The organism is Xanthomonas sp. NCPPB 1128, from assembly GCF_001043115.1.
Classification (GTDB): Bacteria; Pseudomonadota; Gammaproteobacteria; order Xanthomonadales; family Xanthomonadaceae; genus Xanthomonas_A.
Genome location: NZ_LFME01000047.1, coordinates 1 through 23869, shown reverse-complemented (window position 1 = coordinate 23869; position 23869 = coordinate 1). Strand labels below are relative to the sequence as shown.

Genomic DNA, 23869 nt, shown 5'->3' with positions numbered 1-23869 from the left:
GGGATCGACCCATCCCCTGCACCACCGCTCTTGCGAATCCCGAATGCCCAATCCCGAATCCCGGCTCTTTACCAGCTGCCCGTGGTCTTGAACTCGCCGATGCCCTTCTTGAACGCCGCCTCGATGTCGCCGTTCCAGTCGCCGGTGTCGTTGACCTTGGCGATCAGCTCGCCCTGGGTGTTGGCGAAGTGGGCGTGCAGGCCCTCTTCGAACGCCAGCAGCTTGTTGACCGGCACGTCGTCGAGATAGCCCTCGTTGACGGCGTAGATCGACAGCGCCTGGTTGGCGATGGACATCGGCAGGTACTGCTTCTGCTTCATCAACTCGGTGACGCGCTGGCCGCGCTCGAGCTGCTTGCGGGTGGCTTCGTCCAGGTCCGAGGCGAACTGCGCGAACGCCGCCAGCTCGCGGTACTGCGCCAGCGAGATGCGGATGCCGCCGGAGAGCTTCTTGATGATCTTGGTCTGCGCAGCACCGCCGACGCGCGACACCGAGATACCGGCGTTCACCGCCGGGCGGATGCCGGCGTTGAACAGGTCGGTTTCCAGGAAGATCTGGCCGTCGGTGATCGAGATCACGTTGGTCGGCACGAAGGCGGACACGTCGCCGGCCTGGGTTTCGATGATTGGCAGCGCGGTCAACGAACCGGTCTTGCCCTTGACCTCGCCCTTGGTGAACTGCTCCACGTAGTCCTCGGACACGCGCGCGGCGCGCTCCAGCAGGCGGCTGTGCAGGTAGAACACGTCGCCCGGGTAGGCTTCGCGGCCCGGCGGGCGCTTCAGCAACAACGAGATCTGGCGGTAGGCCACGGCCTGCTTGGACAGATCGTCGTACACGATCAGCGCATCTTCGCCGCGGTCCATGAAGTACTCGCCCATGGTGCAGCCGGCGTAGGCGCTGATGTACTGCATCGCCGCCGATTCGGAAGCGGTCGCGGCGACCACGATGGTGTGCGCCAGCGCGCCATTCTCTTCCAGCTTGCGCACGATGTTGGCGACGGTCGAGGCCTTCTGCCCGATCGCCACGTACACGCACTTGATGCCGGTGTTCTTCTGGTTGATCACCGCGTCGATGGCCAGCGCGGTCTTGCCGGTCTGGCGGTCGCCGATGACCAGCTCGCGCTGGCCGCGGCCGATCGGGATCATCGCGTCGACCGACTTGTAGCCGGTCTGCACCGGCTGGTCGACCGACTTGCGCCAGATCACGCCCGGCGCCACGCGCTCCACCGGCGCGGTCTGGCTGGTGCCCAGCGGGCCCTTGCCGTCGATCGGCTCGCCCAGCGCGTTGACCACGCGCCCCAGCAGTTCCTTGCCGACCGGCACTTCCAGGATGCGGCCGGTGGTCTTGGCCACGTCGCCTTCGCGCAGGTTCTCGTAGTCGCCGAGCACCACGGCGCCGACCGAGTCGCGCTCCAGGTTCAGCGCCAGGGCGTAGGTGTCGTTCGGCAGTTCGATCATTTCGCCCTGCATCACGTCGGCCAGGCCGAAGATGCGCACGATGCCGTCGGACACGCTGGTGACCGTACCTTCGTTGCGCGACTCCGCGGCCAGCTTGACCTGCTCGATGCGGTTCTTGATCAGTTCGCTGATTTCGGAGGGGTTGAGCGTGGTTGCCATCTTGGTTTCCTTCGGATCGTCCATCGCGCAGCGGCGGATGGCGACGTGTGGTTAGCTTCTTTGAGAATCGGGAATGGGGAATCGGGAATCGCGGGTGGCGTCGCCGCCGGGCCGGGTTCTCTCCTCTCTATTCGCCATTCCCGTTTCTTAGTGGGCCAGTGCGGATTGCAGACGCGACAGCTTGCCTTTCAACGAACCGTCGATGACCACGTCGCCGGCGTCGATCACCGCGCCGCCGATCAGCGAAGCGTCCACCGCCGTGGTGATCTCGACCTCGCGGCCGAAGCGCTGCTTCAGCGCCACCTTCAGCGAAGCCACCTCGGCATCGCTCAGCGCCGTCGCGGAGGTCACGTTGGCCTGCACCACGCGCTCGGCCTCGGCCCGCAGCTGGTCGTACAGCCCGGCGATCTCCGGCAGCAGCGGCAGCCGCTGGCCTTCGGCCAGCAGGCTCAGAAAGCGCTGGTACTGCTCGTCGGCCGCTTCCGGCGCCAACAGCGACACCGCCTGCTCCCGCTGCAACAGCGGGTTGTGCAGCAGCGCGGCCACGCGCGGGTCGGCCGCGACCTGGGCGGAGAACGTCAGCGCCTGCGACCAGGGCGCGAGCTTGCCGGCATCGCTGGCCGCGGCGAACGCGGCGCGAGCGTAGGGACGCGCCAGTGTGAGGGCCTGGCTCATCTCAGATCTCCGCCGCCAGCTCGTCGAGCAGCGCCTTGTGGGCGTTGGCGTCGATTTCGCGCTTCAGCAGCTTCTCGGCGCCGCTCACCGCCAGCAGCGACACCTGGCGACGCAGGTCTTCGCGCGCGCGGTTGGCCGCGGCGTCGATCTCGGCCTGGGCCAGTTCCTTCTGCCGGTTGGCTTCGACGACCGCCTCGTGCTTGGCCGCCTCGACGATCTGGTTGGCGCGCGCATGGGCCTGGTCGATGATCTCGTTGGCCTTGATGCGGGCGTCCTTCAACGCTTCGTTGACCTTTTCCTGCGCCTGCGCCAGATCCTTCTGGCTGCGATCGGCCGCGGCCAGGCCTTCGGCGATCTTCTGTTGGCGCTCTTCGATGGCCTGCATCAGCGGCGGCCAGATCTTGGTCGCGACGATCCAGATCAGACCGGCGAACGCCAGCGCCTGGGCAAAGAGGGTGAGACCGATATTCATGGGGTACGCTCAGCCAATGGTGACGGGGTGGACGCGCCGCCAGCGCGGCAGCGCGTCCGAACCTTCATCCGTAGCGGCGGCCGCCGATGGCGACCGCACGCCGGTACGACGGGATCAACCGCCCTGCGGCAGACGCGCGACGAACTCGCCGATCATCGGGTTGGCGAACGCGAACAGCAGGCCGACCGCGACGCTGATGATGAACGCGGCGTCGATCAGGCCGGCGGTGATGAACATGCGGACCTGCAGCACCGGGATCAGTTCCGGCTGGCGCGCGGCCGATTCCAGGAACTTGCCGGCCATGATGGCCAGACCGAGGCCGGCGCCCAGCGCGGCCAGGCCGATCATGATGCCGACGGCGAGGACGGTGGAGCTCTGGACTTGGGCGAGGTTGGTCAGGACGGCGAAGTACATGGTTTTCTCCAGGAACAAAGTTGCTTGAGGATGGTGAATCGAACGAAGGGTTGCTTAGAACGCGTGAAACAGAAACGTCAGTGGCTGTCTTCCGCCAGGCTCAGGTACACGATCGACAGCATCATGAAAATGAACGCTTGCAGCGGAATCACCAGCAGGTGGAACAGCATCCAGCCGAAGCCGAACGCGCCGCCGGCCAGCGCACCGAAGATGCCGGCACCGCCGAGCACCCAGATCAGCAGGAACACGATCTCGCCGCCGAACATGTTGCCGAACAGTCGCATCGCCAGCGACACCGGCTTGCTCAGCCATTCGACGATATTGAGGATCAGGTTGAACGGCAGCATCCACTTGCCGAACGGCGCGGTGAGGAATTCCTTGGCCATCCCGCCCACGCCCTTGGAGCGCAGCGAGAAGAAGATCATCAGGAAGAACACGCTGATCGACATGCCAAGGGTGGCATTGACGTCGGCGGTCGGCACCGGCTTCCAGTAGTGCACGCCGGCCCAGCTCAGCGGGATCGCCAGGAAGTCCGCCGGGATCATCTTGATGAGGTTCATCATCAGGATCCAGAAGAACAGGGTGATCGCGATCGGGGTCACCAGCTTGCTGGTGCCGTGGTAGGTGTCCTTGGCCTGGCGGTCGACGAACTCCAGCATGATTTCCACGAACGCCTGCCACTTGCCCGGCACGCCGGCGGTGGCCTTGCGCGTGGCCAGCCAGAAGCCGAACACCATCAGCAGGCCGGACAGCACCGACATGATCATGGTATCGACGTGCACCTGCCAGAACCCGCCTTCCTGCACCTGGAAGGTGAGGTTGTGCAGATGGTGCTGGATGTAGGAGGTAGGAGTTTCTGCCTCGCCCGCCATGAGTCCTGAGCCTTTTCTTGATTCGATCAACGCCTGGCCAGAGCCAGAACCTGGAACATCAGCCCGACGGCGATACCCGCCAACAGGGCCAGAGGAGGCAACCGCCACCAGGCAAAGCCCAGCGCCAGCACCGCGAACACCAACACCCACTTCAGCACCATGGCCACGATCAACCGTGCCAATGCCGACCCTGCCGCCTGCACGCCGCCATCGAGCGCGGTGCGTGCCGCCAGCCATCCCCCTGCCACGGTCGCCAGCCCGGTCGCGGCGGCGCCCATCGCGTATTTCGGCCCCAGCAAGAGGAACAGCAGGGACACCACGGCCACCGCCACCAGCGGGTAAATCGCTGCGCGCAGCATCAGCCGCCGACCCGCATCAACGGAGTTCAGCACAGAAAATCCTGCAATTGGTGGTGGGTTGAGGACGTCTTCGCGTCCGTCGAGCCGCGGAATTATAGCAATGGGACAATTTGCGAGACAACCGCCAGGAGTCCTGACCGCGTCCGAATGCCCCTCCGCCCGTAGACGATAGCACGGTCACCACCCGCGGCCGGCGCCGGATGCGGCATTGCAGCACGTCTTTGCGGGGAACTTTCTGTCCATTGCCCTGTCTGATCGGACAGGGACTGCGCCCATCCTCGTCGGCCCACAGCGCAGACCCACCGAGCCCCGGTCCTCCCGGGGCTCTTTTCGTTGCGTGTTCTGGGACGGGCGTGGCGGCATGGGCCACCATACTTTCACGAATGGTGGACGCAGATTTAAGGATAGTGGCGGCACGCGATGGCGCTGCCATCGACGCCTCATCCAAAAGAATCCCAAGACGACGGAGCTTGTCCCCCATGAAACACTTGCTTGCCCTGGCGCTGCCGTGCGCGCTCGCCGCCGCTTACGCGCTGCCCGCTTACGCCGAAGACGGCGACGACCGCTTCACCCTGCGCGTCGGCGCGATGAACGTGGACAACGACAACACCCTGCGCGGCAATGCCGTGATCAACGGTAACGCCATTTCCGGCTCGCAGGACTTCAACTTCGGCGGCAAGGAATGGGAGCCGCGCGTGGACGGCGTGTTCCGCCTCAGCACCCGCCAGCGCCTGATCTTCGACTACTTCAAGTTCGACAAGGACCGCCGCGAAGAGCTGGGCCAGGACGTCAGCCTGGGCGGCGTGACCGTGCCGTCGGGCAGCTTCGTCAAGGGCGAGCTGAAGTACCAGGTGGCCAGCCTGGTGTACGACTACTCGGTGATCGACAACCCGCAGTTCAGCATGGGCCTGCAGATCGGTGCCGAGTGGGCCAAGGTGCAGTCCAATGCCTACGCCGACCTGGGCCCGGTCTACACCGGCACCTTCCTGGACGAGAGCGAGGACGGCGCTGCGCCGGTGGTCGGCGTGCGCTTCACCGCGCACCCGAGCGAGCACTGGCTGTTCAACATCCAGGGCCAGTACCTCAACACCAAGTGGGGCGACTTCGGCGACTACGATGGCGACCTGAGCCGCGCCAACGCCATCGTCGAGTACCGCTTCACCCGCAACTTCGGCATCTTCGCCGGCTACGACTGGTTCAAGCTGGATGTGGACCGCAAGCGCGACAACGCCAGCGTCGGCCTGAAGCAGGAGTTCAAGGGCCCGGTCGCGGGCGTGACCTTCGCGTTCTGATCGTTTCGGGACCCGGCCCTCGGGACCCGCAAGCGGCCTCATGCAGAACCCCGCAGCGATGCGGGGTTCTGTCGTTTGACGGCGGGCACTTGGCAGACGGCCGAGGCGGCGGCAACCGGCACACGCTCAGGGCGGCTTGGTCGCACCCGCCACCAGCAGATGCCGGTGCGTCGTGCAGTAGCACTCGTCGTGCCAGCCGTAGTGCGGATCGGTGCAGACCGCGTGCTGCACCGTCGCCGGCAGCGAGGCCACGTCGCTGCGCAAGTCGCGCTTCAACGACACGAAGACCGAGCCCGGATGTGGCCAGTCGGTCCGCCGCGGCGGCTCGGCGATACGGTTGCCGCCGGCCAGTTCGCGCTGCAACAACGCCTGCAGCTCGGGACACAGATTGCCCTGCCCCACGCCGACCTCCATGCGTCGATTCGACACCGCAGCGACCGCACCGCACGCGGCGGCACGGTCGCGCGGGCGTCACTTCTTCTTCGGGATGTACAGGTCGGTGATGGTGCCGTCGTAGACCTCGGCGCTCATGCCGACCGACTCGCTCAGGGTCGGATGCGCGTGGATGGTGTGGCCGATGTCCTCGGCCTCGGCGCCCATCTCGATCGCCAGGCCGATCTCGGCCAGCAGGTCGCCAGCGTGCACGCCGACGATGGCGCCACCGATGATCCGGTGCGTCTCCTCGTCGAAGATCAGCTTGGTGAAGCCCTCGGTGCGGCCGATGCCGATGGCGCGGCCGCTGGCCGCCCACGGGAACTTGGCCACGCCGACCTTCAGCCCCTTGGCCTTGGCCTCGGTTTCGGTAACGCCGACCCAGGCGATTTCCGGGTTGGTGTAGGCCACCGACGGGATCACCCGCGCCACCCACTCCTTCTTCTCGCCAGCGGCCACTTCCGCGGCCAGCTTGCCCTCGTGGGTGGCCTTGTGCGCCAGCATCGGGTTACCGACGATGTCGCCGATGGCGAAGATGTGCGGCACGTTGGTGCGCATCTGCCGGTCGACCGGAATGAAGCCGCGCTCGGTGACGTTGATGCCGGCCTTGTCGGCGCCGATCTTCTTGCCGTTGGGCGCGCGCCCCACCGCGACCAGCACGCGGTCGTAGGTGGTGGCGGCCAGCGCCGGCGTTTCGCCCGCGGTCGCCGCTTCGAAGGTCACGGTGATGCCCTTCTTGTCGGCCTTGACCTCGGCCGCCTTGGTCTTGAGATGGACTTCCACGCCCTGCTTCTTCAAGCGATCGGCCAGCGGCTTGACCAGGTCCTTGTCGGCACCCGGCATCAGCTGGTCCATGAACTCGACCACGGTGACCTTGCTGCCCAGCGCGCTGTACACGGTGGCCATTTCCAGGCCGATGATGCCGCCGCCGACCACCAGCAGAGTCTTGGGGATCTCCTGCAGTTCCAGCGCGTCGGTGGAGTCCATCACCCGCTTGTCGTCCCACGGAAAATTCGGCAACTTCACCGCCTGCGAGCCGGCGGCGACGATGCAGTGCTCGAAGCGCAGCAACTGGGTCTTGCCGTCGGCGGCGACGATCTCCAGTTCGTTCGGCGACACGAACGACGCCACGCCGGTGACGGTGCGCACCTTGCGCTGCTTGGCCATGCTGGCCAGGCCGCCGGTGAGCTTGCCGACCACCTTTTCCTTGTACTCGCGCAGCTTGTCCAGGGTGATCTTGGGCTTGCCGAAGTCCACGCCGAAATCGCCGGCATGGGCGACCTCGTCGATCACCGCGGCCGCATGCAGCAGCGCCTTGGACGGGATGCAGCCGACGTTGAGGCAGACGCCGCCGAGGCTGGCGTAGCGCTCGACCAGCACCGTGTCCAGGCCCAGGTCGGCAGCGCGGAACGCGGCGGTGTAGCCGCCGGGGCCGGCGCCGACCACCACCATCTTGCATTCGATGTCGGCGGGCTTGCCGCTGGACAGCGCCGGCTTGGGCGCCGGCGGCTCGGCCGGCGCGCGGTGCGACGGCGCCACCGGCGGCTTGCTGGCCGGCACCTCGGCCGGGGCCGCGGCAGGCGCCGCAGCGGCGCCGTCGGCAGTCTCCAACAGCGCGATCACCGCGCCCTCGGACAGGGTGTCGCCGAGCTTGACCTTCAGTTCCTTGATCACGCCGGCAGCCGCGGACGGCACTTCCAGCGTGGCCTTGTCCGACTCCAGCGTCACCAGGCCCTGGTCCTTCTTCACCGTGTCGCCGACGGCGACCAGCACCTCGATGACCGGAACGTCGCTGTAGTCGCCGATATCCGGGACCTTGACCTCAATGACCGCCATGCAGCTTCTCCTGTGGCCCATCGCCGCGGCGAGGGGCGTTTGCAGTTCGTCGGCGCGACCGCGCAAACACGCGGCGCGCGCAAGTGGGGGAAAACCGGCACCGCGACGGACGCGGCGCCGTGACGACAGGGCTTACAGCAGCACGCGGCGCATGTCCGCCAGCACCTGGCTCAGGTAGGTGGTGAAGCGCGCGGCGGCGGCACCGTCGATGACGCGGTGGTCGTAGCTCAGCGACAGCGGCAGCAGCAGCTTGGGCGCGAATTCCTTGCCGTTCCAGACCGGCTGGATCGAGGACTTGGACACGCCCAGGATGGCCACTTCCGGCGCATTGACGATCGGGGTGAAGGCGGTGCCGCCGATGCCGCCAAGCGAGCTGATCGAGAAGCAGCCCCCGCTCATGTCGGCCGGGCCGAGCTTGCCGTCGCGCGCCTTCTTGGCCAGCTCGCCGCTTTCGCGCGCCAGCTCGACCACGCCCTTCTTGTCCACGTCGCGGATCACCGGCACCACCAGCCCGTTCGGGGTGTCGGCGGCGAAGCCGATGTGGAAGTACTTCTTCAGGGTCAGGTTCTCGCCGCTGGCATCGAGCGAGGCGTTGAAGTCGGGGAACTGCTTCAGCGCCGCAGCGCTGGCCTTGAGCAGGAAGGCGAGCATGGTCAGCTTGATGCCGGCCTTCTCGTTCTCCTTGTTCAGCGCCACGCGCAGGGCTTCCAGGTCGGTGATGTCGGCCTGCTCGAACTGGGTGACGTGCGGGATCATCGCCCAGTTGCGCGCCAGGTTGGCGCCGGAGATCTTCTTGATCCGCGACAGCGGCTTGACCTCGACCTCGCCGAACTTGGCGAAGTCCACCTTCGGCCACGGCAGCAGGTTCAGGCCGTTGCCGCCGGCGGCAGGCGCGGCACCCGCAGCGGCCGGCGCGGCGCCGGACAGTGCCGCCTTGACGTAGCGCTGCACGTCGTCCTTGCTGATGCGGCCGCCCTGTTCCGAGCCGCTGACCTGGAACAGGTCCACGCCCAGCTCGCGGGCGAACACGCGCACCGCCGGACTTGCATAGGGCACCTTCTGCGGCAGCACGCTGTCGGCGTCGAACGCCACCGGCGGGCTGCTCTGGGTGGCGGACGGCGCGGCGGCCTTGGCCGGCGCCGTGGCCTGGACCTGGGCGATCTCGCGCTGGGCCAGCTTGTCCGGCGCGGACGAGGTCGGCACCGGCTCCACGCCGCCGCCGGTCTCGGCACTGGGCTGGATCGCGGACGCGGCCGGCGCGTCGGCATCGCTGCCGGCCACTTCGATCAGCGCCACCACCTTGCCCTCGGACAGGCTGTCGCCGACCTTGACCTTGATTTCCTTGACCACGCCGGCCACCGACGAGGGCACTTCCATCGTCGCCTTGTCCGACTCCAGGGTGACCAGGCTCTGGTCCTTCTTCACCGTATCGCCGACCGCGACCAGCACCTCGATCACCGGCACGTCGCTGTAGTCGCCGATGTCCGGCACCCGCGCCTCGACCACACCGGTGGCCGCCGCTGCGGCCGGGGCCGGCTTGACCGCATTCTGCGCGGGCGCGGCGGCCGGAGCGGCGGCCTGCTGGGCCGGCGCGGGCGTGGCCTTGGCGGGCGCAGGCGCGGCGGGTGCGGCACTGGCGCCACCCTCGGCCACCTCGATCAGCGCCACCACCTTGCCCTCGGACAGGCTGTCGCCGACCTTGACCTTGATCTCCTTGACCACGCCGGCGAACGGCGACGGCACTTCCATCGTCGCCTTGTCCGACTCCAGGGTGACCAGGCTCTGGTCCTTCTTCACCGTGTCGCCGACGGCCACCAGCACTTCGATTACCGGGACGTCGCTGTAGTCACCGATATCGGGGACAAGTGCTTCCTTGATTTCGGCCATGCGGGCAACTCCGGCAACTAATGAGGGGGAAACCCCTATTGTGGCGGCCCGCAGCCGCAGCGCCAACCTTTGGCGGGCAAAAAAGCCCGATCGCCTGTGCGGCCTGGCGCTGTCGGCGGACAGTACGCCAGCGCATGTTGCGTGCCCACGGCGCCCGCCGCCGGTGCGCCGCCTTCACGGCACCGCGGCTAGGCTCGCCGCAGATTTCCGGAGGGCAGGCATGCGGATCCTGGTGCTGTTGATGGCGTTGGCGATGCCGCTGGTCGCCTGGTTCTCGCAACGCGGTGCGTTCGGCCCGACCAACGGCGCCATCTCCGACCGCTACCCGACCCTGATCGTCGCCGCCGGCTATGCCTTCGCGATCTGGGGCGTGATCTTCCTGCTCGACCTGGCCTTCGGCCTGTGGCAATCCAGCGCGCGGCGCCGCCGTGGCAGCGCGCTGGCGCGGGTGCGGGCGCCGGCGGCACTGGGCTTCGCGCTGACCGCGGCGTGGATGCCCGTGTTCTCCCAGCAGCACTTCCTGCTGGCGCTGGCGGTGATCTGGACCGCGCTGGCGGCGATGCTGCTGGCCGCGCTGCGGCTGTCGCGCGATCGGGCAGCCGAACCGGGCCAGACGCTGTGGGCCTGGCTGCCGCTGTCGCTGCACGCCGGCTGGTTGTCGCTGGCGGCGTTCCTGAACACCGCGCAGGTGATCGTGGCCTACCGCTGGCTGCCGACCGAGCGGATGCTGCCGTGGAGCCTGGTGCTGTTCGCGCTGGCGGCGGCACTGCTGCTGGGCATGAACCGGGCGATGCGCGGCAACCTCGCCTATGCGGCGGCGGCGCTGTGGGCGTTGGCGGCGGTCTACATCAAGCAGGCCGCCAGCACGCTCGCCGGTGCGCAGACCGCGGCATGGGTGGCGTTGCTGCTGGCCGCCGTGCTGGCGCTGCAGACCCTGTGGCTGCGCTTGCGAGCGCGGCGCTGATCCATCGACGCAACGTCGGGGCACCTCCAATCACCCGTTTTTGCCACACATCATCGCGCTCCCTCTCGTAGGAGCGGCTTCAGCCGCGACAGGCATTGCCGGTAAAGCTCGTCGCGGCTGGAGCCGCTCCTACGCATGTGCGTCTGGTGTGATGAGAGGCGACCTTCAATCGCCAGCCATCGGCACTCGCAACCAGGGCTGCAGCGGCAACCACGCCTGCAACAGCCGCGGCCAGGCGAACGCGGCATTGGCCGGGCTGCTGGAAGGCAGCGCCAGCAGCACCAGCGGCGGATCGCGCTCAGATAACTGCGGCTGCACGAAGCGCGCGAACGCCTGTGCCGCCGCCGCGCCGTTGCAGGCGATGGCGCGCAACTGCGGCAACTGCGCGATGCGTTCGGGCAAGGCATTGGGGATTTCGCTGCCGCGCACGATCGCCGCGTCCAGGCTGCCGCGGCGTCGACACTGGCCGATCACATCCCACAGGCCGACGCCGGCCGCGTGCAGCGCCTGCATTCGCGCTTCGGCGTCCAATGCCGCATCGAAGCCACAGAGCGCCGCCATCAGCGGCCAGAACCGATTGCGTGGATGCGCGTAGTAACGCGCCTGCTGCAACGACGCCGCACCTGGCATGGAGCCGAGTACCAGCACGCGGCAATCGTCGTGTATCTGCGCGGGAAGCCCTTGCAACAGCGGCTGCGTCGTCACGTCGCACGCACCTGGATGAACAGCCAAAAGTCTTAAAACCTCGTTATTTCAAGCGCCGAGCGCAAGTGCCTGAACGTCGCCTGCATCCGTCTGGCGAGGGTCGGCGACGATTCATCTTCTCATCGATACGGTGTGCGCGCCCACTCCCGTGGCCCCACAAGAAAAAGATGAGGAGATATCCCATGCGGTCCATTCAGATCCTGAGCCTGGCTGTCGTTTCCGCCCTTGCGTTTGCGCCCGCCGCATTCGCACAGGATGCCGATACCGCGTCCGGCAAGCACTTCTCCGTCGTCGGCAGCGCGACCCTGCTCGACCCGCACTCCAAGCCGGCGGCCGGCCTCGACGTCGATGGCGGCCCGGCGCCGACCATCAGCGCCAGCTGGTTGATCGACGACAACTGGGCGGTCGAACTGTGGGGCGCTGCCGACAAGTTCAACCACCGCGTCAAGGCCGACGGCGTCGGCAAGGTCGGCACCGTCGAGCAGCAGCCGATCGCGCTGAGCGGCCAGTACCACTTCGGCCAGGCGGACAACGTGTTCCGTCCGTTCGTCGGCGTCGGTTACTACGAGTCCAACTTCAGCAACGAGAAGCTCGCCGGCCTCAACGCCGACCAGCACGTTAGCCTGGACACCGCCAAGGGCGCCATCGGCACCGTCGGCGTGGACATGAACATCAACTCCACCTGGTTCGCCCGTGCCGATGCGCGCTACATGCACTCGCGTCCGGAGCTGAAGGTGGCCGGCGAAGGCACCGGCGAAGACCTGAAGCTGGATCCGTGGCTGTTCAGCTTCGGCGTCGGCGCACGCTTCTAAGCGTCACGTCTCCAGTCGTACTGCAAACGGGCCCGCAAGGGCCCGTTTGTTTTTGTGCGTGCGCTGGATCGAGCGCGCGCGACCAGCGAAACAGCATTGCGCGTGCACGCAGACGCGGGCGCCTTCAGCGCGGCGAGCGATCGAAACCGCGGTAGCGGTCGAAACGGCGCAGGCGCCGCCGCAACAGCCAGGCATAGGCGCAGGCATAACCGAGCAGCAAGGCCGCGGCGGCCAGCAGGCTGGCGTGACTCATCCAGCCCTCGGTCGGCCACACTGCACCATCGATCAGACTGCGCCAGCCCTGCCACAGCCCGGCACCGATGCGCACCGCCACCAACGCGGTCAGGCCCAACACCAACCACAGGTTCGGCGTGTAGTGCAGCCCGTGCGGCAGCGGCTCAAAGCGCGTGGCGACGATGCCGAGCGCGCCCAGCAGCACGCCGATGCCCCAGCCGGCCAACGCATGCATCGCCGCACCGGGCCACCAGTGCGCCGCGATCAGCGCGAAGACCAGCAACACCGCGCTCGACAGCAGCGCCGACCACAGTTGCACCGCGACCAGCCAGCCGCGCGCCTGGCGCCGCGCCGTGCCCACGCGGAACCGCTGCAGCAGCGACAGCGGCAACAGCACCGCGGTCACCGCCAGCGCGATCACGATCGCCAGCGGAATGGCCAGCAGCAGCGGCATGCGCGTGGCCCGATCAGAACGCCGGCAGCACCGCGCCCTGGTACTTGCGCTGGATGAAGGCCTTCACTTCCGGGCTGGTCAGCGCCTTGGCCAGTTTCTGCACGCGCGGATCGTCCTTGTTGTCGGGACGCGCGACCAGGAAGTTCACGTAGGGCGAGTCCTTGCTCTCGATCGCCAACGCATCGCGGGTCGGATTGAGCCCGGCATCGAGCGCGTAGTTGGTGTTGATCAGCGCCAGGTCGACCTGGTCCAGCACCCGCGGCAGCATCGCCGAATCCAGCTCGCGGAATTTCAGCTGCTTGGGATTGGCGACGATGTCGCGCTGGGTGGACAGCGCGTTGCTCGGATCCTTGAGCTTGATGACGCCGGCCTTGTCCAGCAGGATCAGCGCGCGGCTGTTGTTGCTGGGGTCGTTGGGGATCACCACGTCGGCGCCCTGCGGCAGCGCGTCCAGCGACTTGTAGCGGCGCGAGTAGGCGCCGAACGGCTCGATGTGCACGCCGACCACGGTCACCAGGTTGCTCTTGCGGTCGCGGTTGTAGGCCTGCAGGTAGGGCTCGGTCTGGAAGTAGTTCACGTCGATCTGCTTCTGCACCACCTGGTCGTTGGGCTGCACGTAGTCGTTGAACACGCGCACGTCCAGGGTCACGCCCTGCTGCTCCAGCATCGGCTTGACCACCTCCAGGATCTCGGCGTGCGGCACCGCGGTGGCGGCGACGCTGAGGTGGTCGCTGGCGGCGCCGGCATCGGGCTTGCCGCAGCCGCCGAGGACGAGCACGGCGCTGGCGAGCAGGAGGCGGAACGGGAATCGGGTCATGGCAGGTATCCGGGGAAACGGGGGGAGGAGAAGGGCAGCGGCCGAGGCTGTCAGCACGCTAGCAGACCTAGCCTCGGTCTGCGGCGAAAGGCGTGGGATTGCGTCTTGTAGCAGGCGCGGCGCTCGCCCCGTCGTATGCGATCCGGCACCGCGGCCGCTCTACCGCCAGCGGTCGCGGCTGAAGTCGCTCCTACCGCAGCACGCAGGGCCTCAACGCCGGCTGTAATGCGCGACCAGGCGGTCGCCGAGCATCTGCAGCGCCTGCACCAGCAGCAGCAGGATCACCACCGTCACCAGGGCCACATCGGCGTGCGAGCGCTGGTAGCCGTCGCGGTAGGCCAGGTCGCCGAGACCGCCGGAACCGATCGCGCCGCCCATCGCGGTGAAGCCGATGAGCGCGATGGTGGTCACCGTGGCGCCGGCGATCAGGCCCGGCCGCGCTTCCGGCAGCAGCACCCGCGTCACCAGTTGCCAGGTGGTCGCGCCCATCGCCAGGCTGGCCTCGACCACGCCGCGGTCCACTTCGCGCAGCGCGGTCTCCACCAGCCGCGCGTAGAACGGCGCCGCGCCCACCACCAGCGGCAGGATCGCGCCGCGCACGCCCAGCGAGGTGCCCATCGCCCACAGCGTCAGCGGGATCATCGCGATCATCAGGATGATGAAGGGCACCGAGCGCAGCACGTTGATCACCAGGGCCAGGCCACCGTACAGCAGCGGCTTCTGGTGGGTCTGGCGCGGGCCGGTGAGGAACAGCAGCACGCCCAGCGGCAGGCCGATCAGCAGGGTCAGCGGCAACGAGCCGCCGAGCATCAGCAGGGTGTCGACGGTGGCGCGGCCGATCTCGCCCCACTTGCCGGCATCGAGATTGCGGAAGAAGCCGGCGGCGGCGGTGGCGAACGGACTCATCGGCGCAGCTCCTGCACATGCACGCCGGCGGCGACGAAGGCGGCCTGCGCCGCATCCATGTCGCCACCGACCAGGGCCACGGTCAGTTGGCCGTAAGGGGTGTCCTTGATCCGGTCGATGCGCCCGGACAGGATGTTGTAGTCCACCGCGGTGGCGCGGGCGATGCGCCCGAGCAGCGGCGCGTAGGTGTCGGTGCCGAGGAAGGTCAGGCGCAGGATGCGCCCGTCCACCGCGGTGAAATCGCGGTACAGCTCGGCCTCGTCGACATGCTCGGCTTCGGAGACGAAGCGCTTGGTGGTCGGATGCTGCGGATGCAGGAACACCTCGGTGACCGGCCCGCTCTCGACCAGATGTCCGGCATCGAGCACCGCCACGCGATCGCAGACGCGACGGATCACTTCCATCTCGTGGGTGATCAGCACGATGGTCAGGCCCAGCTCGCGATTGATCTGCGCCAGCAGCGCCAGCACCGAGGCGGTGGTCTGCGGATCCAGCGCGCTCGTCGCCTCGTCGCACAGCAGGATGCGCGGGCGCGTGGCCAGGGCGCGGGCGATGCCGACGCGCTGCTTCTGCCCACCCGACAGCTGTGCCGGGTACTTGCCGGCATGCGCGGCCAGCCCCACCCGCTCCAGCAGTTCGGCCACCCGCGCGTCGATCTCCGCGCGCGGCGTGCCGGCCAGTTCCAGCGGGAACGCGACGTTGCCGGCGACCGTGCGCGAGGACAGCAGGTTGAAGTGCTGGAAGATCATGCCCACGCGCTGGCGCAACGTGCGCAGCCCGGCGCGATCCAGCGCGGTGACGTCTTCGCCGTCGATGATCAGGCGCCCGCCGCTGGGCTCCTCGAGCCGGTTGATCAGCCGGATCAGGGTCGACTTGCCGGCGCCGGAGTGACCGATGATGCCGAATACCTCGCCGGCCTCGATGCGCAGGTCGAGCGGATGCAGCGCCACGACCGGCTGGCCGGCGACGGAATAGGACTTGTGCAGGCGCTCGAACTGGATCAACGCGCGGGACCGGCAGCGACGGGGGGCGCAAAGCCTAGCAGGCCAGGATGGCGTGCGTTATTCCATTCGATTCTAACGTAGGCGCGCATTGCGGGGCCGGCTAGGGACGTGCCTGCGGCGGCGGATGCGCCACCGCGCGGATCCGCTCGCGGTGCAGCAGGTACAGGCCGCTGGCGACGATGATCGCCCCGCCCACCCAGGTCCAGGCGTCGGGCAGCTTGCGCCACAGCAGCCAGTCCCAGGGGATCACCCACAGCAGGCCGCTGTACTCCAGCGGCGCGACCAGCGAGGCATCGCCGCGGCGGAACGCCTGGGTCAGCGCCACCTGGCCCAGCGCCCCGGCCAGGCCCATGCCTGCGATCCAGCCGGTATCGGCCTGACGCAGCGGGGCCCAGTCCGGCAGCGCCAGCGCGCCGGCACCGAGCGCCATGATCAGCAGGAACCACACCACCAGCGACTGCGGCGTGTCGGTGCGCGCCAGCAGGCTGACCAGCACCGAGGCGACCGCATACGCGACGGCCGCCAGCAGCACCATCAGCCCGGGCAGCGAGACGAACCCGTCCATGCCGGGGCGCAGCACCACCAGCACGCCGACCAGGCCGACGCCGATCGCCGCCCAGCGCCGCGGGCCCACGTATTCGCCGAGCAGCGGCACCGACAGCGCCGCCACCAGCAGCGGCGCGACGAAGTAGATGGTGTAGGCGGTGGACAGCGGCAGGCTGCGCAAGGCCCAGGCGAAGCAGCCGATCATGGCGATGCCGAGCACGCCGCGCAGCAGGTGCAAGCCCCAGCGCACCGGCCAGATCGCGCGCGGCCCGGCGCTGGCCAGCACCCACACCAGCACGAACGGCAGCGAGGCGCCGCCGCGCAGCGCCGCCACCTGCAGCGCCGGATAATGCGTGCTGAGCTGTTTCATGGACGCATCCATGAGCGAAAAGAACGCGACCGCGGCGATCATCCACGCAGCGGCGGCGGCATTGGAACGGGATGTGGGCATCGGCGCATTATCGCCGCGATCGGCGCTGCGCGTGGTGCCGGAGACCATCGCGTCGGGACTGAAGTCCCTCCCACATGGCTCCAGGCGGCGTGCCGGCCAGTGCTGCCTGCTGCAGGAGCGACTTCAAGGCACTTTTAATAGCGCGTTATTGCCGCGGCTCGGCATGATGCATCGCCGCGATTGTAGGAGCGGCTTCAGCCGCGACGGGCATTCCCGGTAAGGCCTGTCGCGGCTGAAGCCGCTCCTAAAAATGGCCTTTCGTCGTTGTTAGAGCTGCCCTTCCGTCGCGACGCGCGGCGCCACCCAACGCACTGCACTCACATGCACGTCCCCACGCGCCACCCGCACGTTCTACGATAGGCATCTTTGCCGAGGACCCGCCCATGCCTTCCTTCGATATCGTTTCCGAAGTCGACAAGCACGAACTGACCAATGCCGTCGACCAGGCCAACCGCGAACTGTCGACGCGCTTCGACTTCAAGGGCGTGGAGGCCAAGTTCGAACTGGACGACCAGGTCATCACGCAGTCCGCGCCCAGCGACTTCCAGGTCAAGCAGATGACCGACATCCTGCGCGCACGCCTGCTGGCGCGCGGCATCGACGTACGCTGCCTGGAGTTCGGCGACGTGGAGACCAACCTCGCCGGTGCGCGGCAGAAGATCACGGTCAAGCAGGGCATCGAGCAGAAGCTGGGCAAGAAGATCGTCGCCACGCTCAAGGAGGCCAAGCTCAAGGTGGAAGCGCAGATCAACGGCGACAAGCTGCGCGTCAGCGGCAAGAAGCGCGACGACCTGCAGGACGCGATCGCGCTGCTGAAGAAGAGCGATTTCGAGCTGCCGCTGCAGTTCGACAACTTCCGCGACTGAGGCCGCCGCGCAAAAGCTTCGCGCACCACGCCTTTGCCAGGGCGCAAGACGACCACCGCTTGGCGACGGGTCGTCTTGCCTCGACCGCACGATGTCTTCGCCGGTGATGCGTGAGTGCACGCGACTGCGTATCACCTCGCCTTCGAGGGCTGCGCGCCACAGCAACGTGCACTCACGTCGCGACCTGCGCAAGCCATCCGGTCTGAGCGGACGCGGGTGTTCCGGCATGGCAACCGGAACGCCTCCTGGCCGTTGCAATGCATGAAAGCGATGCGGTCGCGCCGCCCTCCGCACTTCCTCCGGGCAAGGAGGGCAACGCGACCGCATACGGCACATCGCAACGAGACGGCGCAGCACAGCCACGCTCCCGTCTCCGCACCGCGTGCGCCCGAAGCCGCGCGCCGTAGTCCGGGTCTAACCGCCCGCGGTGACGCCCGCGGCCAGCATCCGCCGTCCCTGCGCCACCTCGGCCTCCAGGTCGTGCGTCCAGATCCAGTCGAAGCGCTGCGCCAGCGTCTGCGCCAGCCGCGCATCGTCGGCACCGGCCTGCGGATCGCGCAGCTCGTACAGCTCGCCGGCCTCGCGCGAGGTGCGCTGCACGCGGCAGGCGCGCGGCAGGCGCAGGCGCTCGTAGACCTGCAGCAGCGCCGGCAGGTCGCCGCGGCCCAGACCCGGCGTGGCCAGCAACTGCGCCAGCAGATAGGCGTCCTCCAGCCCCTGCCCGGCGCCCGCGCCCTGGTGCGGCAGCATCGCGTGCGCCGCGTCGCCGATCAGCGCCAGCCGCCCATGCACATAGCCGGGCAACTCGGCCAAGTCATGCAGCGCCCAGTGCGTGGGCGTGTCGATGCATTCCAGCAGCGTGCGCGCGGCCTCGCCCCAGTGCGCGAACGCCTCCAGCATCTCGCGGCGGCTGGCCTCGCGCACCCAGGCCTGGCCGGCACGCCATTGCGGCGCCGGGTCGCTGCGGTCGGAAACGAAGGCGACCACGTTGATCAACCGGCCCTGCTTCACCGGGAAGGTGAGGATGTGCGCGTCCAGGCCCAGCAACATCTGCGGCACGTCAACCAGGTGCGCGTCCACGCCGCGGGCGGCGAAGGCGGCGCGCAGCCGCGCCGCGTCGATCAGGCCGCGGTAGGCGCAGGTGCCGGTGAAGCGCGGCTCCGCCGGCGCGTGGCCAAGCGCACGCAGCACCTCGCCGCGCAAGGCGGACTTGATGCCGTCGGCGGCGATCAGCACGTCGCCCTCGTACTGGCTGCCGTCGGCGAAGCGCACGCGCGCCGCATCGGCATCCTGCTCCACGGCGACCGCGCGCTTGCCGAACTTGGCCAGCCCGAACGGCAGACGCGTCGCCAACGCATCGAGGAAGTCGGCGCGGTGCACCGACGACTGGCCGACGCCGGGCGCCACGGTCTGCCCCAGCAGCCGCGCGTCCTCGCCACGGCGCCATTCGAACCACACGTCCTGCCATGGCGCAGGCGTGCGGTCGGCGAGTTCGGCATAGGGTTCGCCCATGCCCAGGCCGGCCAGCGCGCGCACCGCGTTGGGGCCGAACGAGACGCCGGCGCCGATTTCGCCGAAGGCCGGCGCCGATTCGAACAACTGCACGTCGAGATGGCGGTGGCGGCACAGGCCCAGGGCCAGACCGACGCCGGCGATGCCGCCGCCGACGATGCCGATGCGCAGGGGGGATGCAGGATTCATCTGGAGTCTCCGGTGGGGAACGTCAGTCGCGGCCGGCCAGCAGGATCTTCTCGGCCAGCCGCGCGGGCGCGCTGAAACACACTTCGTGGCTGCCCGGCAGGCTGACCAGGCGGTAGCCGCCCAGGCGCGCACTCAACCGCGGGTGCCAGCCGTACTCGCCGGGCGGCAGGGCCACGTCGTCGGTGGCGTAGAGCCAGCTGCGCGGGATCTGCAGTTCGTGGAAGCGCTTGAGCGACACCGCGTCGAAATGGCTGCGTGCCGGGGTCGGGCTGAGTTGCGCGTAAGCCTGCTGCGCCTGCGCCAGGTCGGCGTCGCCGATGAAACCATCGCGCCAGATCGGGAACGGCAGCATGATGCCGCCGTCGGCATCGACCGCGCTCTTCCACAGCGCCTGGTAGTGCGGCGGCAGCAGGTCGAACAGCGCCTCGCCGTCGCGCAGCACGAAGGCGTTGTGGAAGATCAGCCGCTTGCAGCGCTCCGGCGCTTCCTCGGCCAGGCGCTGCACGATGCTGCCGCCCCAGCTGTGGCCGAGTACGACCAGATCGCGCAGATCGTGGTGGCGCACGTAATCCACCACCGAGGCCACGCAGTCGGCGTGCGAGACGCGCTTGTCGGCGCCGGCGCCGTGCCCGGCGATGGTCGGCGCATGCACCTGCACGCCATGCGCGCGCAGATGCTCGGCGACGCCGTCCCAGGCGTGGCCGTCGTGCCAGGAACCGTGCAGCAACAGATAGGTTTGCATGGATCGTCTCCGTGTGGCTCAGCGGAAGGTCCAGCCGATGCCGAGATTGAAGTAGGTGAGATCGCGGGTTCCGGCCTGCACGCCGCCGCTGGCGACCGAGCCGCCCGGCGCGTGGGTGACGCTGCCGGTCAGCGACAGCTCCGGCGACAGCCGCCAGGTCGCGCCCAGCGCGTAGTGGCGGTACTGCGCCAGCGGTGCGAGGACGGCCAGTTGCGCCTGGCTGTCGGGGATCAGGCGGCTGGCGCGGGAGTAGCCCAGCCGCAGCGACCACGCATCGTCGAGGCGGTAGTCGGCGCCGAGCCGGAACACGCGCTGGCTGCGCCAGCCGAAACCGGGGCCATCCGGATCGCCGAGCGCCCCGCCCTGGTCGATGCGATTGCCGTAGGCGCGCTCGCCGGACCAATCGATCCACAGCCAGTCGGCGGCCAGGGTCAGCGCCGGGTTGGGCTGCCAGGCCAGGCCGGCGCCGGCCTGCTGCGGCAGGTCCAGGCGGCCTTCCGGCAGCAATCCGCGGTAACGCTGCAGTTGGCCGAAGCGGATGCGGCTGGACCAGGTGAGGCCGGCGTTCAAGCCCGGTGCCAGTTGGCCGTACCAACCCAGCGTGACGCCATAGCCGTACGCGGAGTCGGCACCCGCCGACTGGAAGCCGATGCCTTCCAGGCCGGCGATGTGCAGGCGCTGGTAGGCCAGCCGTGGCGAGACGCCCAGGTACTGATGCTCGCCCACGCGCCAGGCCAGGGTCGGCGCCAGCACCACCTGCTGCAGCTTGGACAGGGTGTCGTGGCTGCCGTAGACCGGGGTGCCGTAGTCGAGCGCCACGCCATGGCCGAACACCGACACGCCCAGGCTCAGGTCGTCGTTGAGCTGGCGGTTGTAGCCGGCGGTCGGCACCGGGATCAGCGCATCGTCCTTGTAGCGGGCATTGCCGACCTGACTGCGCACCGGCGCCGAGATCAGGGTGAGGTCGGCATCGAAACGGTCGCCGACCGCGCCCATGCCGGCCGGGTTGTTGGCCGAGGCCGCCGCATCCAGCGGCAAGGCGATCGAGGTGCCGGCCAGGCCCTGGGTCTGCGCGCCGTAGCCGGGCAAGGCCACGCCGTTGTTGGCGGCCGCGCCGCCGGAGACCGCCGCCATGGTCAACAAAAGCGTCGTCCAGCGCGGCTTGTCCTGTGGTTGCGCCGTGCGGCGCATTGGATGTGGAAACTGCTGCATGATCGGGCCCTCCCTCCGAGCCGATGCGTGGATGCGTACCGCCGGCCGGCGGCGCGCAGGGGTCCGTACCGCCACCGGAGACGGCGGCGGCAGCGGGTGCCAGGAACAGATGTGCTGGGTGTCGCCGTGGCCGACGCCCGGCCGCGGCGAGACGGGATCGCTATGCAGCCGCGCGGCGACGCGCAGGATTGGCCTGGTTGTCGACGCCGTCGACCAGCGGGGTCAGATGGAAATCGAACGCGATCTCGGCGAATGGGCCGTCCACGCCATTGGCGGCGATGCTGGCCGGGTCGCTGTGCTCCACGATCGCCGGCACCAGCCCGTCGCGGGTGGCGTAGGCGAAATCGTCGTCGACCAGCGGATCGCCGGCGATGTTGATCTGCGTGGTCAGCTTGCGGTGGCCGTCGGCGCCGATGAAGAAGTGGATGTGCGCCGGCCGCTGGCCATGCCGGCCGAGCGCGAACAGCAGGCGTTCGGTGGGGCTGCCCGGCGGCACGCCGTAGCCCTTGGGCACGATGCTGCGGAAGCGGTACTGGCCGTTGCCGTCGGCGAGGATGGTGCGGCGCATGTTGAATGGCGCCTGCTTGCCGGTGGGATCGAAGTGCGAATAGAAGCCGCGCGTGTCGCAGTGCCAGACCTCGACGCTGGCCCCGGGCAGCGGGCGGCCGTCGGCGTCGTACACGGTGCCGTGCATGACCAGGGTGTGGCCGTTTTCGTCGCTGCCGTCGTCGAGCCGGGCGAAACCGTGCGCCACCGGCGCACCGGCCACGTACAGCGGGCCCTCGATGGTGCGCGGGGTGGGATTGTCGATGCCCAGTTCGGCGTCGATGGCGTCCAGGCGCAGATCCAGGAAATGATCCAGGCCCAGCCCGGGCGAGATCAGCCCGGCCTGCCCGGCCGCGCCCAGGTCGTTGAGCCAGGCGATCGCCGCCCAGTACTCGTCGGGGGTGATGTCCAACTCGTCGATGCTGCGGAACAGATCCGAGAGCACGCGGTGCACGATCTGCTTCACCCGCGGCGCGCCGCCCGGCATGTCCAGCCCGCTGACCTGGCGCAGGAACGCCTGCACATCGGGGGTGGCGAAGATCTTGACGCTCATGGTGATGCCCTTCCTTTCTCGTGGTGGCGATGGCGGCCGAGACACGTCCCCTCCCGAGGGAGCGTCCGCAGCGGAACTAGCGATCGTCCTCGTACAGCGACGAGGGATGGCGGCACAGCGGGGTGACCGCGATGCGCATGTAGGGGAACAGCGGCAGCGACAGCAGCAGCGCGTGCAATTCGGCGTTGTCGGCCACGTCGAAGATGCTGACGTTGGCGTACTGCCCGACCACCCGCCAGATGTGCCGCCAGCGGCCGTCGCGCTGCAGTTCCTGGAAGCGCGCCTTCTCGTCGCGCTTGAGTTGCTCGGCACGCTCCGGCGGCATGTCGGCGGGCAGCTGTACGTCCATGGTCACGTGGAACAGCATGATCAGTCCTCCACGGTGGCGCTCATCGCCACCACGCTGCGGCCGCGATCGCGGCGGAAGGCCTGCACCTGCGCCTCGTCCAGCGCGATGCCCAGGCCGGGGCCGGCGGGCAGGTGCAGGTGGAAGTCGGCGTAGCGCAGCGGCTCGGTCAGCAATGGCTCGGTCAGCAGCAGCGGCCCGAACAGTTCGGTGCCCCACTGCAGCTGCGGGAAGGTGGCGAACACCTGCGCCGAGGCGATGGTGCCGATCGGCCCTTCCAGCATGGTGCCGCCGTACAGGCCGATGCCGGCCGCCTCGGCGATGGCAGCGACCTTCTGCGCGGCGATCGGCCCGCCGGACGGCTCGATCTTCACCGCGAACACGTCGGCCGCCGGCGCGCGCGCGGCCAGGAACGCGCTCTCCGGCCCGGCCAGGATCTCGTCGGCCATCAGCGCCAGCGGGAAGCGCTGCATCAGCCGCTGCATCGCCTCGCGCGAGGCCACCGGCTGCTCGACCAGCTCGCAGCCGGCATCGGCCAGCGCCGGCAGCGCCCGCACCGCCTCGGCCTCGCTCCAGGCCATGTTGACGTCGACCCGCACCGCGCCACGTGCGCCCAGCGCACGCTTGATCGCGGCCACGTGGGCGATGTCCTCGGCCGGCGGCCGCGCGCCGATCTTCAGCTTGAACACCTGGTGCCGGCGCAGGTCCAGCATCTGCTCGGCCTCGGCGATGTCGCGCGCGGTGTCGCCCGAAGCCAGGGTCCAGGCCACCGGCAGGCGCTCGCGCAGGCGCCCGCCCAGCAACTCGCTCAGCGGCAGCCCGACGCGCTTGCCCTGCGCGTCCAGCAGCGCCGTCTCCACCGCGCACTTGGCGAAATGATTGCCCTTGACCTGCTTGCCGATGCGCTGCATCAGCGCCTGCACGCCGGTGGCGTCGGCGCCGGCCAGCAGCGGCGCCAGGTAGCGGTCGATCGCCAGCTTCATGCCTTCCGGGCTCTCCGCGCCGTAGGCCAGGCCGCCGATGGTGGTGCCTTCGCCCAGGCCGACCATGCCGTCGGAGCAGTGCAGGCGCACCAGCATCAGGGTCTGGCCCTGCATGGTCGCCACCGACAGGCGGTGCGGGCGGATCGTCGGCAGGTCGAGCAACAGGGTCTCG

The 23869-nt window shown here is 68.8% G+C and carries 26 protein-coding genes; 5 read left to right on the top strand and 21 right to left on the bottom strand.

Translation table 11 applies throughout. The features are described from left to right. Window positions 1–68: 68 nt before the first annotated feature. From atpA to ACP93_RS19620, 6 genes are all read right to left on the bottom strand, one after another. Window positions 69–1616, bottom strand: coding sequence for a F0F1 ATP synthase subunit alpha (atpA, locus tag ACP93_RS19645; protein ID WP_048492354.1), 1548 nt, complete (start codon window positions 1614–1616; stop codon window positions 69–71). A 147-nt stretch (window positions 1617–1763) separates the two neighbouring features. After that, on the bottom strand, window positions 1764–2291 hold the full coding sequence (locus tag ACP93_RS19640) for a F0F1 ATP synthase subunit delta (RefSeq protein ID WP_048492348.1): 528 nt from the start codon (window positions 2289–2291) through the stop codon (window positions 1764–1766). 1 nt (window position 2292) lies between these two features. Continuing rightward, complete coding sequence (locus tag ACP93_RS19635) at window positions 2293–2763, bottom strand: F0F1 ATP synthase subunit B (protein ID WP_048492347.1); 471 nt, start codon at window positions 2761–2763, stop codon at window positions 2293–2295. 114 nt (window positions 2764–2877) lie between these two features. After that, window positions 2878–3177, bottom strand: coding sequence for a F0F1 ATP synthase subunit C (gene atpE, locus ACP93_RS19630; protein WP_010340497.1), 300 nt, complete (start codon window positions 3175–3177; stop codon window positions 2878–2880). Window positions 3178–3254: 77 nt separating this feature from the next. Then, entirely contained in the window at window positions 3255–4049 is a 795-nt protein-coding gene (atpB, locus tag ACP93_RS19625; protein WP_048492346.1) for a F0F1 ATP synthase subunit A, read from the bottom strand. Between the two features lie 26 nt (window positions 4050–4075). Further along, window positions 4076–4441 carry an ATP synthase subunit I gene (locus tag ACP93_RS19620; protein WP_106407148.1) on the bottom strand — a complete coding sequence of 122 codons (366 nt, stop codon included), beginning with the start codon at window positions 4439–4441 and terminating at the stop codon, window positions 4076–4078. A 446-nt stretch (window positions 4442–4887) separates the two neighbouring features. Here ACP93_RS19620 and ACP93_RS19615 point away from each other — a divergent pair, with 446 nt between their 5' ends. Next, window positions 4888–5700, top strand: coding sequence for a porin family protein (locus tag ACP93_RS19615; RefSeq protein WP_048492344.1), 813 nt, complete (start codon window positions 4888–4890; stop codon window positions 5698–5700). 126 nt (window positions 5701–5826) lie between these two features. Here ACP93_RS19615 and ACP93_RS19610 read toward each other — a convergent pair whose 3' ends face one another. From ACP93_RS19610 to aceF, 3 genes are all read right to left on the bottom strand, one after another. Further along, complete coding sequence (locus ACP93_RS19610) at window positions 5827–6114, bottom strand: hypothetical protein (protein WP_048492343.1); 288 nt, start codon at window positions 6112–6114, stop codon at window positions 5827–5829. Between the two features lie 57 nt (window positions 6115–6171). After that, window positions 6172–7968, bottom strand: coding sequence for a dihydrolipoyl dehydrogenase (gene lpdA / locus ACP93_RS19605; RefSeq protein ID WP_048492342.1), 1797 nt, complete (start codon window positions 7966–7968; stop codon window positions 6172–6174). Window positions 7969–8100: 132 nt separating this feature from the next. After that, complete coding sequence (gene aceF / locus ACP93_RS19600; RefSeq protein WP_048492341.1) at window positions 8101–9855, bottom strand: dihydrolipoyllysine-residue acetyltransferase; 1755 nt, start codon at window positions 9853–9855, stop codon at window positions 8101–8103. Between the two features lie 220 nt (window positions 9856–10075). On the opposite strand from aceF, the gene ACP93_RS19595 reads away from it, so the two are divergent. Further along, window positions 10076–10819, top strand: a complete 744-nt coding sequence (locus tag ACP93_RS19595) for a hypothetical protein (protein ID WP_048492340.1) — start codon at window positions 10076–10078, stop codon at window positions 10817–10819. A gap of 165 nt (window positions 10820–10984) precedes the next feature. On the opposite strand, the gene ACP93_RS19590 is transcribed toward ACP93_RS19595, so the two are convergent. Then, window positions 10985–11524 carry a DNA-deoxyinosine glycosylase gene (locus tag ACP93_RS19590; RefSeq protein WP_048492339.1) on the bottom strand — a complete coding sequence of 180 codons (540 nt, stop codon included), beginning with the start codon at window positions 11522–11524 and terminating at the stop codon, window positions 10985–10987. Between the two features lie 182 nt (window positions 11525–11706). On the opposite strand from ACP93_RS19590, the gene ACP93_RS19585 reads away from it, so the two are divergent. Further along, the gene (locus tag ACP93_RS19585) at window positions 11707–12336 is read left to right on the top strand and encodes an OmpW/AlkL family protein (RefSeq protein WP_048492338.1); all 630 of its coding nucleotides are present in this window, start codon (window positions 11707–11709) and stop codon (window positions 12334–12336) included. A 124-nt stretch (window positions 12337–12460) separates the two neighbouring features. Here the strand turns inward: ACP93_RS19585 and ACP93_RS19580 are convergent, their stop codons facing one another. From ACP93_RS19580 to ACP93_RS19560, 5 genes are all read right to left on the bottom strand, one after another. Further along, the gene (locus tag ACP93_RS19580) at window positions 12461–13024 is read right to left on the bottom strand and encodes a hypothetical protein (protein WP_048492337.1); all 564 of its coding nucleotides are present in this window, start codon (window positions 13022–13024) and stop codon (window positions 12461–12463) included. 13 nt (window positions 13025–13037) lie between these two features. Further along, window positions 13038–13841 (bottom strand): MetQ/NlpA family ABC transporter substrate-binding protein, encoded by an 804-nt coding sequence (locus ACP93_RS19575; RefSeq protein WP_048492336.1) that lies wholly within the window; start codon window positions 13839–13841, stop codon window positions 13038–13040. A gap of 210 nt (window positions 13842–14051) precedes the next feature. After that, on the bottom strand, window positions 14052–14747 hold the full coding sequence (locus ACP93_RS19570) for a methionine ABC transporter permease (protein WP_048492335.1): 696 nt from the start codon (window positions 14745–14747) through the stop codon (window positions 14052–14054). Then, window positions 14744–15751 carry a methionine ABC transporter ATP-binding protein gene (locus tag ACP93_RS19565; RefSeq protein WP_048492334.1) on the bottom strand — a complete coding sequence of 336 codons (1008 nt, stop codon included), beginning with the start codon at window positions 15749–15751 and terminating at the stop codon, window positions 14744–14746. The genes ACP93_RS19570 and ACP93_RS19565 overlap by 4 nt, the downstream gene beginning before the upstream one ends. A 100-nt stretch (window positions 15752–15851) precedes the next feature. Beyond that, window positions 15852–16748 carry a DMT family transporter gene (locus ACP93_RS19560; protein ID WP_048492353.1) on the bottom strand — a complete coding sequence of 299 codons (897 nt, stop codon included), beginning with the start codon at window positions 16746–16748 and terminating at the stop codon, window positions 15852–15854. Here ACP93_RS19560 and ACP93_RS22070 point away from each other — a divergent pair. Beyond that, a complete protein-coding gene (locus tag ACP93_RS22070; RefSeq protein WP_162208507.1) occupies window positions 16678–16968 on the top strand; it encodes a hypothetical protein in 291 nt (96 codons plus the stop codon). The genes ACP93_RS19560 and ACP93_RS22070 overlap by 71 nt on opposite strands. 163 nt (window positions 16969–17131) lie before the next feature. After that, a complete protein-coding gene (locus ACP93_RS19555; protein ID WP_019798247.1) occupies window positions 17132–17614 on the top strand; it encodes a YajQ family cyclic di-GMP-binding protein in 483 nt (160 codons plus the stop codon). 414 nt (window positions 17615–18028) lie between these two features. Here the strand turns inward: ACP93_RS19555 and salA are convergent, their stop codons facing one another. The 6 genes from salA to ACP93_RS19525 all read right to left on the bottom strand — a co-directional run. Beyond that, window positions 18029–19315, bottom strand: a complete 1287-nt coding sequence (gene salA / locus ACP93_RS19550) for a salicylate 1-monooxygenase (RefSeq protein ID WP_048492333.1) — start codon at window positions 19313–19315, stop codon at window positions 18029–18031. Between the two features lie 22 nt (window positions 19316–19337). Beyond that, entirely contained in the window at window positions 19338–20057 is a 720-nt protein-coding gene (locus tag ACP93_RS19545; protein WP_048492332.1) for an alpha/beta fold hydrolase, read from the bottom strand. A gap of 18 nt (window positions 20058–20075) precedes the next feature. After that, window positions 20076–21269: an OmpP1/FadL family transporter gene (locus ACP93_RS19540; RefSeq protein WP_048492331.1), complete on the bottom strand. Its 1194-nt coding sequence runs from the start codon at window positions 21267–21269 to the stop codon at window positions 20076–20078. 160 nt (window positions 21270–21429) lie between these two features. Next, window positions 21430–22368, bottom strand: coding sequence for a catechol 1,2-dioxygenase (catA, locus tag ACP93_RS19535; RefSeq protein ID WP_048492330.1), 939 nt, complete (start codon window positions 22366–22368; stop codon window positions 21430–21432). A gap of 76 nt (window positions 22369–22444) precedes the next feature. Further along, window positions 22445–22735, bottom strand: a complete 291-nt coding sequence (gene catC, locus ACP93_RS19530) for a muconolactone Delta-isomerase (RefSeq protein ID WP_048492329.1) — start codon at window positions 22733–22735, stop codon at window positions 22445–22447. Window positions 22736–22737: 2 nt separating this feature from the next. Continuing rightward, window positions 22738–23869: muconate/chloromuconate family cycloisomerase (locus ACP93_RS19525; protein WP_048492328.1), on the bottom strand; the 1132-nt coding region annotated here is incomplete at its 5' end.